Annotated in this window: 13 protein-coding genes; 9 read left to right on the top strand and 4 right to left on the bottom strand. The window is 63.5% G+C overall.

Annotated elements, in window-relative coordinates:
• The first annotated feature begins 188 nt into the window (after window positions 1-188).
• A complete protein-coding gene (locus tag HAP41_RS11355; RefSeq protein WP_166102265.1) occupies window positions 189-1112 on the top strand; it encodes a helix-turn-helix domain-containing protein in 924 nt (307 codons plus the stop codon).
• Window positions 1113-1232: 120 nt separating this feature from the next.
• Here the strand turns inward: HAP41_RS11355 and HAP41_RS11360 are convergent, their stop codons facing one another.
• Window positions 1233-1472, bottom strand: a complete 240-nt coding sequence (locus HAP41_RS11360) for a hypothetical protein (RefSeq protein ID WP_175618143.1) — start codon at window positions 1470-1472, stop codon at window positions 1233-1235.
• A gap of 254 nt (window positions 1473-1726) precedes the next feature.
• Here HAP41_RS11360 and HAP41_RS11365 point away from each other — a divergent pair, with 254 nt between their 5' ends.
• Both HAP41_RS11365 and HAP41_RS11370 read left to right on the top strand, forming a co-directional pair.
• Window positions 1727-2242 (top strand): hypothetical protein, encoded by a 516-nt coding sequence (locus HAP41_RS11365; RefSeq protein ID WP_166102263.1) that lies wholly within the window; start codon window positions 1727-1729, stop codon window positions 2240-2242.
• Window positions 2243-2555: 313 nt separating this feature from the next.
• Complete coding sequence (locus HAP41_RS11370; protein WP_166102260.1) at window positions 2556-5885, top strand: adenylate/guanylate cyclase domain-containing protein; 3330 nt, start codon at window positions 2556-2558, stop codon at window positions 5883-5885.
• A gap of 42 nt (window positions 5886-5927) precedes the next feature.
• Here HAP41_RS11370 and HAP41_RS11375 read toward each other — a convergent pair whose 3' ends face one another.
• The gene (locus tag HAP41_RS11375; protein ID WP_175618534.1) at window positions 5928-7151 is read right to left on the bottom strand and encodes a polyhydroxyalkanoate depolymerase; all 1224 of its coding nucleotides are present in this window, start codon (window positions 7149-7151) and stop codon (window positions 5928-5930) included.
• 169 nt (window positions 7152-7320) lie between these two features.
• Between HAP41_RS11375 and HAP41_RS11380 the strand changes: the two genes are divergently transcribed.
• Window positions 7321-7977, top strand: coding sequence for a glutathione S-transferase family protein (locus HAP41_RS11380; RefSeq protein WP_166102253.1), 657 nt, complete (start codon window positions 7321-7323; stop codon window positions 7975-7977).
• Window positions 7978-8257: 280 nt separating this feature from the next.
• Here HAP41_RS11380 and HAP41_RS11385 read toward each other — a convergent pair whose 3' ends face one another.
• A complete protein-coding gene (locus HAP41_RS11385; protein WP_041953164.1) occupies window positions 8258-8482 on the bottom strand; it encodes a hypothetical protein in 225 nt (74 codons plus the stop codon).
• Window positions 8483-8667: 185 nt separating this feature from the next.
• On the opposite strand from HAP41_RS11385, the gene HAP41_RS11390 reads away from it, so the two are divergent.
• A complete protein-coding gene (locus tag HAP41_RS11390; protein WP_166102249.1) occupies window positions 8668-9024 on the top strand; it encodes a hypothetical protein in 357 nt (118 codons plus the stop codon).
• A 9-nt stretch (window positions 9025-9033) separates the two neighbouring features.
• Here HAP41_RS11390 and HAP41_RS11395 read toward each other — a convergent pair whose 3' ends face one another.
• Entirely contained in the window at window positions 9034-10137 is a 1104-nt protein-coding gene (locus tag HAP41_RS11395; RefSeq protein ID WP_166102245.1) for a mandelate racemase/muconate lactonizing enzyme family protein, read from the bottom strand.
• Window positions 10138-10307: 170 nt separating this feature from the next.
• On the opposite strand from HAP41_RS11395, the gene HAP41_RS11400 reads away from it, so the two are divergent.
• The 4 genes from HAP41_RS11400 (at window position 10308) to HAP41_RS11415 (ending at window position 14732) form a co-directional block, all read left to right on the top strand.
• A complete protein-coding gene (locus HAP41_RS11400; RefSeq protein ID WP_063981459.1) occupies window positions 10308-11153 on the top strand; it encodes an AraC family transcriptional regulator in 846 nt (281 codons plus the stop codon).
• A gap of 240 nt (window positions 11154-11393) precedes the next feature.
• Window positions 11394-12320, top strand: a complete 927-nt coding sequence (locus HAP41_RS11405) for an SMP-30/gluconolactonase/LRE family protein (protein ID WP_166102241.1) — start codon at window positions 11394-11396, stop codon at window positions 12318-12320.
• A gap of 157 nt (window positions 12321-12477) precedes the next feature.
• Window positions 12478-13071, top strand: a complete 594-nt coding sequence (locus tag HAP41_RS11410; protein ID WP_071910241.1) for a GNAT family N-acetyltransferase — start codon at window positions 12478-12480, stop codon at window positions 13069-13071.
• A 14-nt stretch (window positions 13072-13085) separates the two neighbouring features.
• A complete protein-coding gene (locus HAP41_RS11415; protein ID WP_166102237.1) occupies window positions 13086-14732 on the top strand; it encodes a GMC family oxidoreductase in 1647 nt (548 codons plus the stop codon).
• Window positions 14733-14741 lie beyond the last annotated feature (9 nt).

The following is a 14741-nucleotide window of genomic DNA, read 5'->3' on the forward strand; positions in this document are numbered from 1 at the left end:
TTCGCGATGCCAAGCCTGTGAAATCGTGCTGAAATCACAATGAATTCACCTCGTCGCGACGGAGTGCGACCGCCTGCCACAATCTATGTGCTAATCCGGCGAAGCTGGACCGTCGGCCGTCGATCTCTGATAATGCATCGACTCGGAAAGGCCGACGCAGACGTGCCTTTCACGGATGGAATATTGAAATGACACAAGCAGGCGTCTACGGGCAGAGGCTCGGGCGGGGCCTTCACGTGAAGGAAGCTCCGGTTCTGATCACGCGCTCGCTGCGCAGCGCGGAGCTCGCGGTCACCGAAGTCCGCAATGACAAGCCGACGTCCGAACTTTCCGGCTCGTTGCCGGCTGAAGATGCTTACCTCGTCAGCCTGAAGCTCCGCGACTATCCCGCTTGCGAATGTTGGGAGGAAGGCCGCTACGTCACCAGGGAGGATATTCGTGCGGGCGCGACCTATCTGTACGACCTCAAGCGCGACCCGCGCTATGTGATCGACAAGCCGTTTCACTCGCTCTTCTTCTATTTGCCGCGCTCGGCCCTTCACGACATGGCGAGGCAACCCGGCGCGCCGCGCATTGGCGAGCTCAGTTACGAGCCCGGTGTGGGCCATGACGACGGGGTCATCCGTCATATCGGCGCCACCTTGCAGGAAGCACTGCGTCGGCCTGACGAGACCAACCAGCTTTTCGTCGATCATATGATGCTCGCGCTCACCGCGCACGTCGCCCAGACCTATGGCGGGCTGAAGCCTGTCGCAGAGCCTAACCGCGGCGGCCTCGCGCCATGGCAGGTGAAGCGCGCCTGCGACCGGCTCGAATCCGATCTCCCAGGCAAGGTCGCGTTGGAGCAGATCGCGACCGAGCTCGGCCTTTCGGTCAGCCACTTTTCACGCGGATTCCGGATCTCCACCGGCCTGCCGCCGCATCAATGGCTGCTGCGCCAGCGCGTGAAGGCGGCCACGCAGCTGATGACGGTCCGCAACCTGCCGTTGTCCGAGATTGCGATCTCGGCCGGATTTGCCAATCAAAGCCATTTCACGCGGGTGTTCACGCAGATGGTCGGCGTCAGTCCGGGCACATGGCGCCGCGAAACCCATGGCGGGCCGGACGCGTAGAGCGTTTTTCCGTCAAAATCAGAATCCAAATCTGGGCCGCTTCGCCAGCGAGATCGCCTGCTTCGTGCCCGTGAAATTCGTGAGGCGCTGCGCTTCAGGGCAAGCATCCCGGCCATTCCTTCAGCAGGCGGCTACATCACGCTGAGGGAGGCCGAAGCCAGGGTGAAGTCCACCGATTTCCTGCACGAGGATTTCGCGCGGCGCATCCCAGCCGGCGATATCCACCTCAACGGGATGGCCCTGCTCGACCGTCCCGGCGATCCGCTCCCGAGTATGCAACGATGCAAACTTAGTCCTCCTGAGATCGTGACTGGATGGAGCGACAGGGAACAGGAGTATGTGAACAGTCTCATAGTCCATCACTCTCTTTTCGAGCTAACTCTCCCCCAAGAAATTGCTGCACCCGGAGCTGACTGACAGACACGGGTGAGATGCAATGCCTGCGAAGCCGCGAGCTCGCAGCTTTGGACTGGCTCTCGTCTTGGTTACGAGCAAGCCAGCCCCATCACTCAGCCACATCTTTTGGAAATTGGAATCAAGGGCATCGCGAAGCGCGTCCACGCAGCTTCTAATCGGGGTCGGCCGGTAGGCTGCTACTTATTGAGGAGCCCCCAATGAAGATAGGCAACGCAGTTTCCAGCGCATTTTCCCTAACGAGGTACGCCGGTAATCTTGGGATCGCCCGTTCCAGTCTTATCAAGTCGGCCCATCTCCTCGAAAGAATTGGGCTAGCAGCCGTTGGGGCCTCTTGCGGCCTCTATGTGGGTGCGACCCTGTTGCGTCAGAAAGGCGGGCTTTTTGAAAGCGGCTGGATCGTGCTGCTAACAATGCTCTACGGAGCTCTCAGCTATTATGTTGGAATTGATTTGTCCCGGTCTGTCGCTCGGAGGTCGATTTCGAGCACGTCGGAAGAATACAACGGCTCTGAGGTTGCTGAGATCATGAGTGCGGCCGGTACGTTCGGCGCGGCGATTGCAGCAACTCTGTCCGTCAGCATCCTTGTCCTTGATCAAAGCCTACCCAATGGGCTGATAGCGTTTCTCGCCGGCTGTTGGGTCGTTGGGTCTTCGCTTCAAGTTGCGGCGGGAACGATGGCGCGCAACTACGTAGTGCCCAAGGACGAAGAATGAAGACAATTGTGCTCACGGAAAAGCGTCTGCTTGGCGTCGTCATGTAGGCACCAGAGCCAGTGCTGACGTCAGGTCTGAAGGCGAGTGGTTGACGGCTCATCGCAACTTCTGTCGTCCAACGCTGCGTGCAGACGATCTTTAGTAGCGCCGCCGTTTGCATCGAGCAATGTCCTTGCTGGAAGCGGCATCGGTACTGAGCAACCTAAGTTATCGCGCAACAAACAAGACGTGCCATCATGGTGGCGTTGAGATATTGTCCCCGCGCCGTGGTCCAAAATTCTGCTAATTGTCAACCACACGATCGGTGGAGCCAATGCAGATTGCGGAGTGGCTCGAGAAGCTGGGGCTTGGACAATACGCAGAGCGTTTTGTCCAAAATGGGATCGACATGGGCGTCCTTCCCGAACTGATGGCCGAGGACTTCGATAAGCTCGGAGTCCTGCTTGGCCATCGCCGCAAAATGCTGCGTGCCATTGCCGACCTCGATCCAGCCGCGTTGATCGCATCGCCGGCTCCTCCTCACGACGCCGAGCGGCGTCACCTGACCGTTATGTTTTGCGACCTGGTCGGCTCGACGGCGCTCTCCGCGCGTCTCGATCCCGAGGATATGTGGGAAGTGATCCGGGCCTACCGCGCCGCTTGTGCGGGCGTCATCGCTGCTTATGACGGCAGGATCGCCAGGTTCGTCGGTGACGGAATACTGGTCTATTTCGGCTATCCCCGCGCCCACGAGGACGATGCGGAGCGCGCAGTGCGAGCGGGCCTCGACACCATCGCTGCGGTCGGGCGACTCAGGACGGGCGCCACTGAACGGGTTGAACTGCGGATCGCAATCGCGACCGGGCTTGTGGTGATCGGCGACCTCATCAGCGGCGATGCGTCGGAGGAGCACGCAACGGTCGGCGATACACCAAACCTTGCTGCCAGGCTTCAGAGCCTGGCCGAACCGGGAGTGGTCGTCGTCGCCTCGTCGACGCGCCGGCTGCTTGGCGATCTCTTCACTTTTCGCAATCTCGGCCGCCGCGAGGTCAAGGGGATAGCCGAACCCATCGCGGTCTGGGCGGTCGAGGGGGCGGCCGCATCGGAAAGTCGCTTCGAGGCGGTCCGCGCAGCGCGTTCGATCGGCTTTGTCGGTCGCAAGGAGGAGATCGAATTCACGCTCTCGCGCCAGCGGTTGGCATGGCAGGGGCAGGGCCAGATGGTGTTGATCTCCGGCGAAGCAGGCATCGGCAAGTCGCGCATTGTCGCAACGCTGTCCGAAAACCCCGCGTTGGGGGCGCATCGCCGGGTGCGATATCAGTGTTCGCCCTACCACACCAACAGCGCGCTTCATCCCTTTGTCGCGCAGCTGGAGCGCGCAGCCGGTATCCGCTCGCACGACATGCCGGAGCAAAAGCTCGACAAGCTTGAGGCAATGCTGGCGCTTGGAACGCAACAGGTCGCCCGGGCGACACCGCTCATTGCGGCTCTCCTTTCGATTCCAACCGGCGACCATTATCCGCCGCTTGGTTTGAGCCCGGCGCAGCAGCGGCGACAGACATTTGCCTCGCTTCTCGATCAGCTCGAGGGGTTGGCGCGAGAGCAGCCCCTGCTGGTAATCTGCGAGGATATGCATTGGGCCGATGCCACGACACTTGAACTGTTCGATCTCGGCGTCGACCGGATCAGGGGACTGCCGATACTCATGCTCATGACATCCCGGCCAGAGTTCGAGCCCTCCTGGTCGGGCCTCGCCAACGTCAGCCTGTTGCGGCTCGACCGGCTCGACCGGCAGGACACGCGTGCGCTGGTCGAGCAGGTGACCGTTGGCCGCCAGCTGCCGCGCGAGATGATGGAGCAGATCATCGACAAGACGGACGGCATCCCGCTATTCGTCGAGGAACTGACCAAGATGGTGCTGGAGTCCGGACTGCTCGTCGAGGATTCCGGACGCTATCGCCTCGATAGTCCTCTCCCGCCGCTCGCTATTCCCGCGACGCTGCAGGATTCGCTGATGGCGCGGCTCGACCGGCTGGCTCCCGTCAAGGAGGTGGCGCAGATAGGCGCCGCCATCGGCCGCGACTTTTCATACGCGCTGCTAAAATATGTGACAGGACGCGATGATCTGACGCTGAGCGCCGCGCTGGGGCAACTCGAAGAGGCGGAACTGCTGGTGCGTCGCGGGACACCGCCCGACGCAAACTATAGCTTCAGGCACGCTCTCGTTCAGGAAGCGGCCTATGAAGGCCTGCTCAAGAGCAAACGGCAGGTGCTTCACAAGCGCATCGGCGATGTCCTGCGCGAGAAGTTTCCCGTCGTTGCCGAGACTGAGCCGGAAGTTCTGGCACACCACTTCACCGAGGCGGGGCTGAGCGAGATCGCCCTCGAATGGTGGCGCAAGGCGGGCCAGCAAGCGCTGAAGCGCTCGGCCTATTCCGAGGCGATCGCGCATCTCGGCAAGGCGATTGCGTCCGCCGATGAGGTGCCGGATGATCCCCGCCGGATGATGAGCAGGCTGCATCTTCAAATCGAGTATGGCCGTGCATTGCGAGGCAGCCTCGGCCACAGCGCTCCCGAAACGGTAGCCGCATGGACGCGTGCCCGACAGTTCGCTGCCGACATCAATGATCCCGTTGAACTTGCGCCGGTCCATTCGGGTCTCTTCAATGCCTGCCTGACACACGGCGAACTCGCTCCGATGCGTGAGCTCGCGGATGCCATCATGAGCGCCGCTGACCGACGACCGGACTCACCGGTGGCCGCCGTCGTCGCACATTGGACGGGCGGGGCTACATGCTGGTTCGGGGGCGACTATTTGAACGCGAGAACGCATCTTGAGCAGGCACTAGAGATCTACGGCGCCGAGCGGGATCCAGCGACGTTCAGGGCTTCGGCACTGGATCTCCCGTTCGTGATCATGAGGTTTCTTGCCCTGGTGCTTTGGCCGCTTGGCAGGATCGCGCGTGCACGCCGCCTCGCTGCCGAAGCGGTGAGTGCTTCGGGAGAAAAACGGGCGCTGTCCCAGGCCAACGCGCTGGTTCATCGCGCCGTGTTCGACGGACTATGCGGAGGCGTGTTGCAGCAAACGGAGACGATCTTGGCGCTCGGTCTCGCGCGCGACCACACGATGCCGTTGTATGTGGCCGCCGGCACCTATCTGAATGGCCTCGCCAAGTGGCGTGCAGGCGACCAAATGACCGGACTGACGGAAATGCGTCGCGGCTGGACTTTGCTGCACGAGAATGACTGCTATCTCTGTGAGCCGTTTTGGGGGATGCACGTCGCCTTGGCGAACGCAGCGTCGGGCCAACTCGAAACCGGGCTGGAAATCTTGAGCGAATTGATCGCGTGGACCGGGCAATCCGGCCAGCATTGGCTTGATGCCGAGTTGCATCGCGCCCGCGGCGAGCTTTTGTCGCGTCTTGATCCTTCGGACGAAGCCAGTGCCGAAGCTTCCCTCAACCGAGCGCTTGAGATCGCACGACACCAGCAGACGAAGACTTTCGAGCTGCGCAGCGCCCTTGGACTTGCTCGCCTGCACAAGAGAAATGGCCGAGCAGGCGGGGTATCCGAAATGCTCGCTCCCGTGCTGGCCGAATTCGATGTGGAGCGAAATCTTTCTGAAGTCGTGGAAGCGAAAGAGCTGCTGGAGCAAGTGCATTAGGCACGTGCCGTTTTCCCCCAGTCGATGGGCAGGGAATGACAGTCAGGAATTCACGTGCACGAAATCCCGCAGCAGCGGATAGATCTCGTTATTCCACCGCTTGCCCGAGAACACGCCGTAGTGGCCGACGCCGGCCTGCATGTGGTGGACGCGGCGATAGGCGCGCACACCGGTGCAGAGGTCTTGCGCGGCGAGCGTCTGGCCGATCGAGCAGATGTCGTCCTTCTCGCCTTCGACCGTCATTAGCCCCATGCGGCTGACGGCCTTGGTGTTCACGGGACGGCCACGGTGCATCAACTTGCCTTGCGGCAACAGGTGCTCCTGGAACACGTCACGCACGGTCTCGATGTAGAACTCGGCCGGCAGGTCCATCACGGCGAAATATTCGTCGTAGAAGGTCTTGATGCTCGCGGCCTTCTCCTTCTCGCCCTTGGCGATATGGTTGGCGAGATCCATGTGCTGCTTGATGTGGCGCTCGAGATTCATCGAGACGAACGCCGTGAGTTGCACGAAGCCGGGATAGACCTTGCGGAGCGCGCCGCGGCATTGCACCGGCACGTAGTTGATCAGGTTCTGGTCGAACCAGTCGATCGGCCTGCTCTTGGCGAACTCGTTGACCCTGGTCGGCTGGATGCGCGTGTCGATCGGACCCGCCATCAGCGTCAGCGTCGCAGGCCGCGAGGGGTGGTTGCCCTCGCACATGACCGCGGCGGCCGCGAGTGCCGAGACCGAGGGCTGGCAGATTGCGACCATGTGCGGACGCGGGCCCAATTGGCCGAGGAAGTCGATGAGATGATCGGTGTAATCGTCGAGCCCGAAGCGGCCTTCGCGGCGTGGAATGTCGCGCGGATTGTGCCAGTCGGTGATGTAGACGTCGTGATCCTGCAGTAGCGTTTTCACGGTGCCGCGCAGCAGCGTGGCGAAATGGCCCGACATCGGCGCCACCAGCAGCATGCGCGGCTGCTCCGGCACGCCGTCCTTCCTGAAGTGCAGCAGCGAGCCGAACGGCGTCGCGTAGGCGACCTCCTCGGTGACGCCGACCTCACGGTTGCCCACCATCACGCTGTCGATGCCGTAGGCCGGACGGTGATAGGTGAGGGTGGAGCGCGAGATCAGCTCCAGCGCGGCGGAGAGCCGGCCGACGACCTGATCCGATAGGCCCTGCGGCACCAGATTGAGGAATCTGAGTGCGGACGAAGCTCCCGCCCGCCACGGCGCGGTGAGGTCCATATGGTTCTGAAAGGCCTGATAATACATCGACATCATACTGAAACGCCCACCCTCCCGTGCTGTCATGCAATATCGAAGCCAAACGGGCGCCCTACCGCCCTCAAAACTGGCACATCGCTTGCTCCTCCATTTGCGGGAAGCACAGGTCATGAGCACTCCCGCGGGCCGGGCAGGGGGCGAGTCACAGGCGTAGGGAAGAGGCCATATGGCGAAGGCGACACTGACCATCAGCAGCAAGAACTATTCGTCCTGGTCGCTGCGCGGCTGGCTGCTGACGAAATTTTCCGGGCTCGATTTCGAGGAGATCGTCACCGCGCCGGACGACGCGTCGGCGCGCGCGGAGATCCTGCTGCTGTCGTCGTCGATCCTGGTGCCATGCCTGCGCCACGACGGCGCCGTGGTCTGGGATACGCTGGCGATCGCCGAATATCTCAACGAGGCGATGCCGGAAGCCGGTCTGTTGCCTGATGACCGCGTCCAGCGGGCGCATTGCCGCTCGATCTGCGGCGAAATCCATTCCGGCTTCACGACGCTGCGCGCTTCGCTGCCGGTCAATCTGAAGGGGCACTTCCCCGGCTTCAAGATCTGGTCGCGCGCGCAGGCCGACATCGACCGCGTCTGGTCCATCTGGCGCGACTGTCTGGAGAAATCCGGCGGTCCCTTCCTGTTCGGCGCGAGGCGCACCATGGCGGATGCGATGTATGCCCCCGTGGTGACGCGCTTCGTGACCTATGACGTCAAGCTCGAGCCCCTGCTGAAGGCCTATGCCGATACCATCATGGCCATGCCCGAGTTGAAGGAATGGATCGCGGCGGCCAAGGATGAGCCGGCCGAAATCGAGGAGCTCGAGGTCGAATATTAGGCAGGCCTGACGCCCGCCTGCCTGTTTTGGGAGCGCGGCCCGGGCTGCCGCACCCGGCCGCCATGCCATTGAAGCCGTTAACTTTTAGCACCCGCAGCCGGCTCGGGCCGGCCCACGTGCTGCGCAGATATTGTATACGCGTGCGGGCTTGTTGCGACATCTAGCCGTGAACAGCCGCGTACACGGCGTTCCGGCTGATTCGGACGTGATTCGTTCGGGCCGCGTTCCGTTAGTTAAGGCAGAGCGCGGCCCCGTTGCATTTTGAGACAGACGCCGCTCGTCAGGCGAAGCCCGAGTGCTTGGCGCGCGGCACGCGCCAGCCGATCACAGTGGCTTCCACCGGGACGCCGGCCGCGTCGTTCTGCCAGCGGCCCTCGACATAGCGGCAGGCGAACGGCAGTTGATACGTTCCGCTGTGGTCCTCGCACAGCACCTCCACCGGCAGGCCAGGTGGCGGTTCGCCGGCGCCATCGAATTCCGCCAGACGTCTATCGCGCGTTGCCATTCCAAAAATCTCCCCTAATCAAAGTCGCGGAAAGAGCGCCCACTTTCTTCCGCGCACAGTTCACTGCTCCCCGTCCAAGGGAACAAGCCAAGCTCAACGCGAGAATGCGGTACGAGTGTGGTAGCCTCCGGCGTCGGCGAGCAAAAAGCGCACATTGCCGTGATTGATTTGGACGAGGAACCTGCATGCTGCTTCGAAGCGCCGGCGTTTGTTTCGCGATGTTGTTGCTCGCCCCGCTGGCGATTGCGTCGGTCCGCGCGCAAGACGTGCCCGGCATCGAGATCTGTACCGTCGAGAAGACCATGGAGCGGCGCACGAGTTGCCTGCAGAGCAACGTCGACTTCCTACAGAAGACGATCACCAAGCTGACGCTCGATCATCAGCAGAAGCTCGATGCCGCCAACCGCCAGATCGACGCGCTGAAGACGCTTGTGGCCGGCCTGCAGAAGACGCTGGGCGATCTCCAGGCTGCACAGGTGAAGATCGCGGACGATCTGAAGAAGAAGCAGGACGCGCCGCCACCGAAGGATGCGGCGAAATAGGCGTCGCGGTCACGCCACGCGGTAGCGCTCCATCACGCCGCGATCGGGCTCATAGCCGAGCCCGGGTCCCGAGGGCACCGCGATGTGGCCGGTGGCATCGACATCGGCGCGGCCGCCCCACAGACACGCTTCGCGTTTCAGATAGAACATCTCGACCAACCCGTCGTCACGCGTCGCCAGCAGGTGCAATGTCGCCAGCAGGCCCGGACCGAAATACGGGGAGTGCGGGACGATCTTGACGCCGAGCTGATCGGCGAGTGCGGCGACCTTCAAAAATTCCGTGATGCCGCCGACCTTGGTCACCGACGGTTGGGCATGGCTCACCGCGCCTGCATTCATCATCTGGCGGAATTGATACTCCGTGCAGGCGTTCTCGCCGGCGGCGACGCCGAGCCCGCCCTTGCGGCGGACCTCGGCGAGCGTGGCAAAATCCTCCGGCGGCCATACCGGCTCTTCCAGAAACATCGGCTGCGCGTCCTCGCACGCCTTCGCGAATGCGATCGCCTGCTCGCCTGTGAGCGGGCAGTTCATGTCGACCATCAGCGGGATGCCGGGCCCAATGGCCTCGCGCGCGGCAAACACCGCCGGCGTCGTGGTCTCATGCAGCTTGATGGCGCCATAGCCGAGCGCGAGCGCCTTCTTGCATTCGCCGGCGATGTTCTCAGGCGAGCCAATTCGCAACAGGCTCGCATAGGCGGGAATGGACGAGCGCCTGGTCTCGCCGATCAGGCGATGCAGCGGCGCGCCCTCGATCTTCGCAGCCAGGTCCCACAGCGCGATGTCGAGCCCTGATATCGCGAACATGGTGATGCCGTAGCGGCCGAACAGATGCAGGTTGCGCTGGATCTGTTCCATCACCGCCGGAATGCCGGCGGCATCGGGAACCTTCAGCCCGCGGGCCTGCGGCGCGATCATCTCCTCGACGGCGCTTCGCGTGGTGCGCGGGGAGACATAGGCAAAGGCATCGCCCCAGCCGGTCAGTCCGGCATCGGTCGTGACCTCGACCAGCACCATGTCGAGCGCGGAGATTGCGGACGCGCCCTGGCGAAAGCTCGCGACACCGGCGTCATAGGCGATGCGGATATGGTGCGCCCGCACATCGGTGATTTCCATGACGCGGTTCCTCTTTCTGGTGAGCGGTTGCAATGAGTGTAGCTGCCAATGCCGGGGCGTTGCCAGTGGCTATTCCGGAACTATTCTCATGCGAGGACAGCAATGCCGATCAAGCGAGGCGGTGGCCGGCAGCGCATCATCGCCAGACTTCGAACGAGGGCCCTTGACGCATGAACCCAGCCCAGCGCGCGCTCTGGTATATCGAGAGCCATCTGGCCGAGCCGATGACGCTCGACGAGATTGCGGCGATATCAGGCGTGTCGCGGTTCCACATTGTGCGGGCGTTTGCCGCAGCCACCGGGCTTCCGGTGATGCGCTACGTGCGCGCGCGGCGGTTGACGGAAGCGGCGCGCAGTCTTGCGAACGGCGCGCCGGACATCCTGTCGCTGGCGCTGGAGGCGGATTACGGCTCGCACGAAGCGTTCACCCGCGCGTTCCGCGACCAGTTTGGCACCACACCCGAAGCGGTGCGGGCGGCAACGTGCCTCGACAAACTCAAGCTTCAGGAGCCGATCCTCATGGACTCCACCATGCTCGACCATCTGGTCCCGCCGCGTTTCGAAACCGCGAAGGCCTTCCTCGTCGCCGGCCCCGCCGAGCGCATCTCCTGCGACAACGGCGCCGCCATTCCGGGACTGTGGCACCGCTTCCATCAGGAAGTCGCCGACATTCCCGCGCGCGTCGGCCAGGGAAAATCTCAAGTCGCCTATGGCGTCTGCTGCAACGGCGATGATTCCGGCAATTTCGACTACATCGCCGGTGTCGAGGTCGCCGATTTCTCCGACCTGCCGCGCCGCTTCGGTCGCATCCGCATTCCCGAGCAGCGCTACGCGGTGTTCACCCACACCGAGCACGTCGCCTCGATCCGCCGCACCGTCAACACGATCTGGAATCAGTGGCTGCCGGCGTCCGGCCTGAAGGCTGCGGATGCGCCGAACTTCGAGCGCTATGACGAGAAATTCGATCCCGCGACCGGCAATGGCGGCTTCGAGATTTGGATACCAGTGCGGGAGTAAGCACGATCCGGACCCGAAGGGCCGCGTTCGCGCAAAGTGCGCAGCGATTTTCCGAAGAGATCATGCTCAAACGAGACCTAAGGCGCGATATGTCATCGCGCTCTACGTTGCAACGCTGGCATACCATCCCGCTTGCTTGGCAAGCCCCGGCGACTTTGTCATAACCGCAGGCAAATCTTGCGTGTGGGGCCCGTGCCGGACATCCCGTGCAAGCCATAACAAGCAGCCGGGAGGGTCCCCATGTCCAACGTTCGCGTTCTCGCCACCGACCTCGAATTTCCCGAAGGGCCGGTGGTGATGCCGGACGGTTCGGTCGTGCTGGTGGAAATTCGCGGCCAGCGCCTGACCCGAATCCATCCCGACGGCCGCAAGGAGGTCGTCGCCAAGGTGCCGGGCGGCCCGAACGGCGCAGCCCTCGGCCCCGACGGCAAGATCTACATCTGCAACAATGGCGGCTTCTCCTGGATTCCGACCGGCAAGATGATCATGCCCGGCCCGCAGCCGGACGGCTATCTCGGCGGCTCGATCCAGCGCGTCGATCTGCAATCGGGCAAGGTCGAGACCGTCGTGACCAAATGCGGCGAGCACGATCTGCGCGGGCCGAACGACCTCGTCTTCGACAAGCACGGCGGCCTCTGGTTCTCCGATCTCGGCAAGCGCCGCGCCCGCGAGATGGATGTCGGCGGCATGTATTATCTCAAGCCCGGCATGACCGAGATCGTCGAGGTCGTGCATGGCGTGCTGCCGGCCAACGGCATCGGCCTGTCGCCGGACGAGAACACCGTCTACATCGCGGAGACCCCGACGGGGCGGCTCTGGGCCTATGAGCTCTCCGCGCCCGGCACGCTCAAGCCGCGCGAGGTGATCTACCGTGGCGAGCGCGGCAAGCCGATCTGCGGCCTCGGCGGCTACCAGATGTTCGACTCGCTCGCGGTGGAGGCGAACGGCAATGTCTGCGTCGCCACCCTCGTCTCCGGCTGCATCTCGGTGATCGCGCCTGATGGTACGCTGGTGGAGCAGGTCCCGACCGGCGACCGCGTCACCACCAACATCGCCTTCGGCGGCGAGGGGCTGAAGACCGCCTACATCACGCTGTCGGGCAAGGGCGAGCTGATCGCCATGGACTGGCCGCGCGGCGGTTTGCCGTTGAACTTTCTGAATAAGTGAATGTATCTGAGCAGCCGTGCCGATGCGTCCGTCGTCATTCCGGGATGCGTGCGCCAGCACGCAGGCCCGGAATCCATAACCCCGAGCGGTGATTATGGATTCCGGGCTCGCGACGTCGTCGCGCCCCGGATGGACGGCAGTCATTATGGAGAGAGAAATGCCCTGGCCTGATCCCGTCACCCTGCGTGGGCAGCACGCCCGTCTCGAGCCGCTGTCGAAAGAGCATCGCGAGGGGCTGGTGGAGGCCGTGAAGGACGGCGAGCTCTACACGATCTGGTACACCGCGATCCCGACGCCGGAGAACGTGGCCAAGGAGATCGACCGCCGCTTGGGCCTCCAGGCCGCGGGCTCGATGCTGCCGTTCACCGTGTTCGATGCCGGCGGCAAGATCGTCGGCCAGACCACCTATATGAACATCGATGCCGCCAACCGCCGCGTCGAGATCGGCTCGACCTGGTATGGCAAGAGCGCGCAGCGCGGGCCGCTCAACACGCAGTGCAAGATTCTGCTGCTGACCCACGCCTTCGAGACGCTGAACTGCATCGCGGTCGAATTCCGCACGCATTTCTTCAACCACCAGAGCCGCCGCGCCATCGAGCGCTTGGGCGCCAAGCAGGACGGCATTCTGCGCAGCCACCAGGTCACGCCCAACGGCACGCTGCGGGACACCGTAGTTTACAGCATCACCGCCGCCGAATGGCCGACGGTGCGGACGCATTTGAATTATCAACTCAACGACAAGCCGCGCTGAGCGGCCGAGGCACCATGGACAGATTCGATTATGTGATCGTCGGCGCGGGCTCCGCCGGCTGCGTACTGACCAGCCGGCTCAGCGAAGATCCGAACGTGAGCGTCTGCGTGCTCGAGGCGGGCCCGAGCGACTGGCATCCCTACATCCATCTGCCGGCGGGCTTCATCAAGACCTTCCACATGAAGAGCATCAACTGGGCCTACCAGCAGGAGCCGGGGCCCTACACCGGCGGGCGCAGCATCTATGCGCCGCGCGGCAAGACGCTCGGCGGCTCGTCCTCGATCAACGGCCACATCTACAATCGCGGCCAGCGGATGGATTTCGATACCTGGGCGCAGATGGGCAATCGCGGCTGGGGTTATGCCGACGTGCTGCCTTACTTCAAGCGGCTGGAAAAGCGGGTCGGCGAGGGCGAGGACACCTATCGCGGCCGCGACGGCAATCTCACCGTCACGACCATGGAGTGGCGCGATCCGCTCTGCGAAGCCTTCATGGAAGGCGCGGTCTCGCTCGGCATTCCTCGCAACCCCGATTACAATGGCGCTAAGCAGGAAGGCGTCTCCTACTGCCAGCGCACCATCGACAAGGGCCTGCGCGTCTCCGGCTCGACCGCGTTCCTCAAGCCCGCGATGAAGCGCCCGAACGTGCATGTGCACACCCACGCGCACGCGACCGAGATCATTTTTGAAGGCAAGCGCGCCGTCGGCGTGCGCTACAGCAAGGGCGGCCGCGGCGGCACGCCGGTCGAAGTGCGCGCCAACAAGGAAGTGATCCTGTCCGGCGGCACCTATAATTCGCCGCAGCTGCTCCAGCTCTCCGGAATCGGCTCACCCGATCTGCTCGGCGCGCACGGCATCGCGGTGCGCCATGCGCTGCCGGTCGGCGAAGGTCTGCAGGATCACTACGCCCCGCGCACCGTGGCGCGCGTGAAGGACATCAAGACCATCAACGAGCTCCGCCGCGGCTTCTCGCTGTGGATCGAGGCTCTGAAATGGGCGACCGCGCGCCGCGGCCTGCTCTCGCTGTCGCCGACCATGGTGTATTGCTTCTGGCACTCCGGCGAGAGCGCCGACAGTTCTGACCTCCAGCTCACCTTCACGCCGGCGAGCTACAAGGAGGGCGTGCAGGGCCAGCTCGAGGACGAGCCCGGCATGACAGTCGCCTCCTGGCAGCAGCGCCCCGAGAGCCGCGGCTATGTCCGCATCCGCTCGGCTGATCCGTTCGCGCCGCCGATCATCCAGACCAACTATCTCGACGCCGAGCTCGACCGCCGCGTCATCGTCGGCGGCATGAAGCTCGCGCGGCGTTTGCTGAAGAGTGCGCCGTTGTCGCCTTACTACGCCTACGAGGATTTCCCCGGCCCCAACATCAACACCGACGACGAATTCCTCGCCGCCGCCACCGAACGCGGCACCACCACCTTCCACCCCGGCTGCACCTGCCGCATGGGCCCGGCGGACAGCACGTGGGCGGTGGTCGACGACCAGCTCCGTGTCCATGGGTTGGAGGGCCTCCGCGTCATCGATGCCTCAGCGATGCCGCGCATGATCTCGGCGAACCTCAACGCCTCCACCATGATGATCGCCGACCGTGCGTCGGACCTCATCCGCGGCAAGCAGCCGATGGAAGCCGCGCGCGTGCCGGACGCCGCAGTGGCGTGAGGTGCTTGA

It is taken from the genome of Bradyrhizobium barranii subsp. apii, from assembly GCF_011516635.5.
GTDB classification, from domain to species: Bacteria; Pseudomonadota; Alphaproteobacteria; order Rhizobiales; family Xanthobacteraceae; genus Bradyrhizobium; species Bradyrhizobium barranii.

Bases quoted from the DNA above. Each gene is read 5' to 3' on its own strand.
- HAP41_RS11410 (WP_071910241.1), top strand. From the start codon at position 12,478: ATGCCCTGGCCTGATCCCGTCACCCTGCGTGGGCAGCACGCCCGTCTC.
- HAP41_RS11365 (WP_166102263.1), top strand. From the start codon at position 1,727: ATGAAGATAGGCAACGCAGTTTCCAGCGCATTTTCCCTAACGAGGTAC.
- HAP41_RS11385 (WP_041953164.1), bottom strand. From the start codon at position 8,482: ATGGCAACGCGCGATAGACGTCTGGCGGAATTCGATGGCGCCGGCGAA.
- HAP41_RS11390 (WP_166102249.1), top strand. From the start codon at position 8,668: ATGCTGCTTCGAAGCGCCGGCGTTTGTTTCGCGATGTTGTTGCTCGCC.
- HAP41_RS11355 (WP_166102265.1), top strand. From the start codon at position 189: ATGACACAAGCAGGCGTCTACGGGCAGAGGCTCGGGCGGGGCCTTCAC.
- HAP41_RS11395 (WP_166102245.1), bottom strand. From the start codon at position 10,137: ATGGAAATCACCGATGTGCGGGCGCACCATATCCGCATCGCCTATGAC.
- HAP41_RS11400 (WP_063981459.1), top strand. From the start codon at position 10,308: ATGAACCCAGCCCAGCGCGCGCTCTGGTATATCGAGAGCCATCTGGCC.
- HAP41_RS11375 (WP_175618534.1), bottom strand. From the start codon at position 7,151: ATGATGTCGATGTATTATCAGGCCTTTCAGAACCATATGGACCTCACC.
- HAP41_RS11380 (WP_166102253.1), top strand. From the start codon at position 7,321: ATGGCGAAGGCGACACTGACCATCAGCAGCAAGAACTATTCGTCCTGG.
- HAP41_RS11360 (WP_175618143.1), bottom strand. From the start codon at position 1,472: ATGGACTATGAGACTGTTCACATACTCCTGTTCCCTGTCGCTCCATCC.
- HAP41_RS11370 (WP_166102260.1), top strand. From the start codon at position 2,556: ATGCAGATTGCGGAGTGGCTCGAGAAGCTGGGGCTTGGACAATACGCA.
- HAP41_RS11405 (WP_166102241.1), top strand. From the start codon at position 11,394: ATGTCCAACGTTCGCGTTCTCGCCACCGACCTCGAATTTCCCGAAGGG.
- HAP41_RS11415 (WP_166102237.1), top strand. From the start codon at position 13,086: ATGGACAGATTCGATTATGTGATCGTCGGCGCGGGCTCCGCCGGCTGC.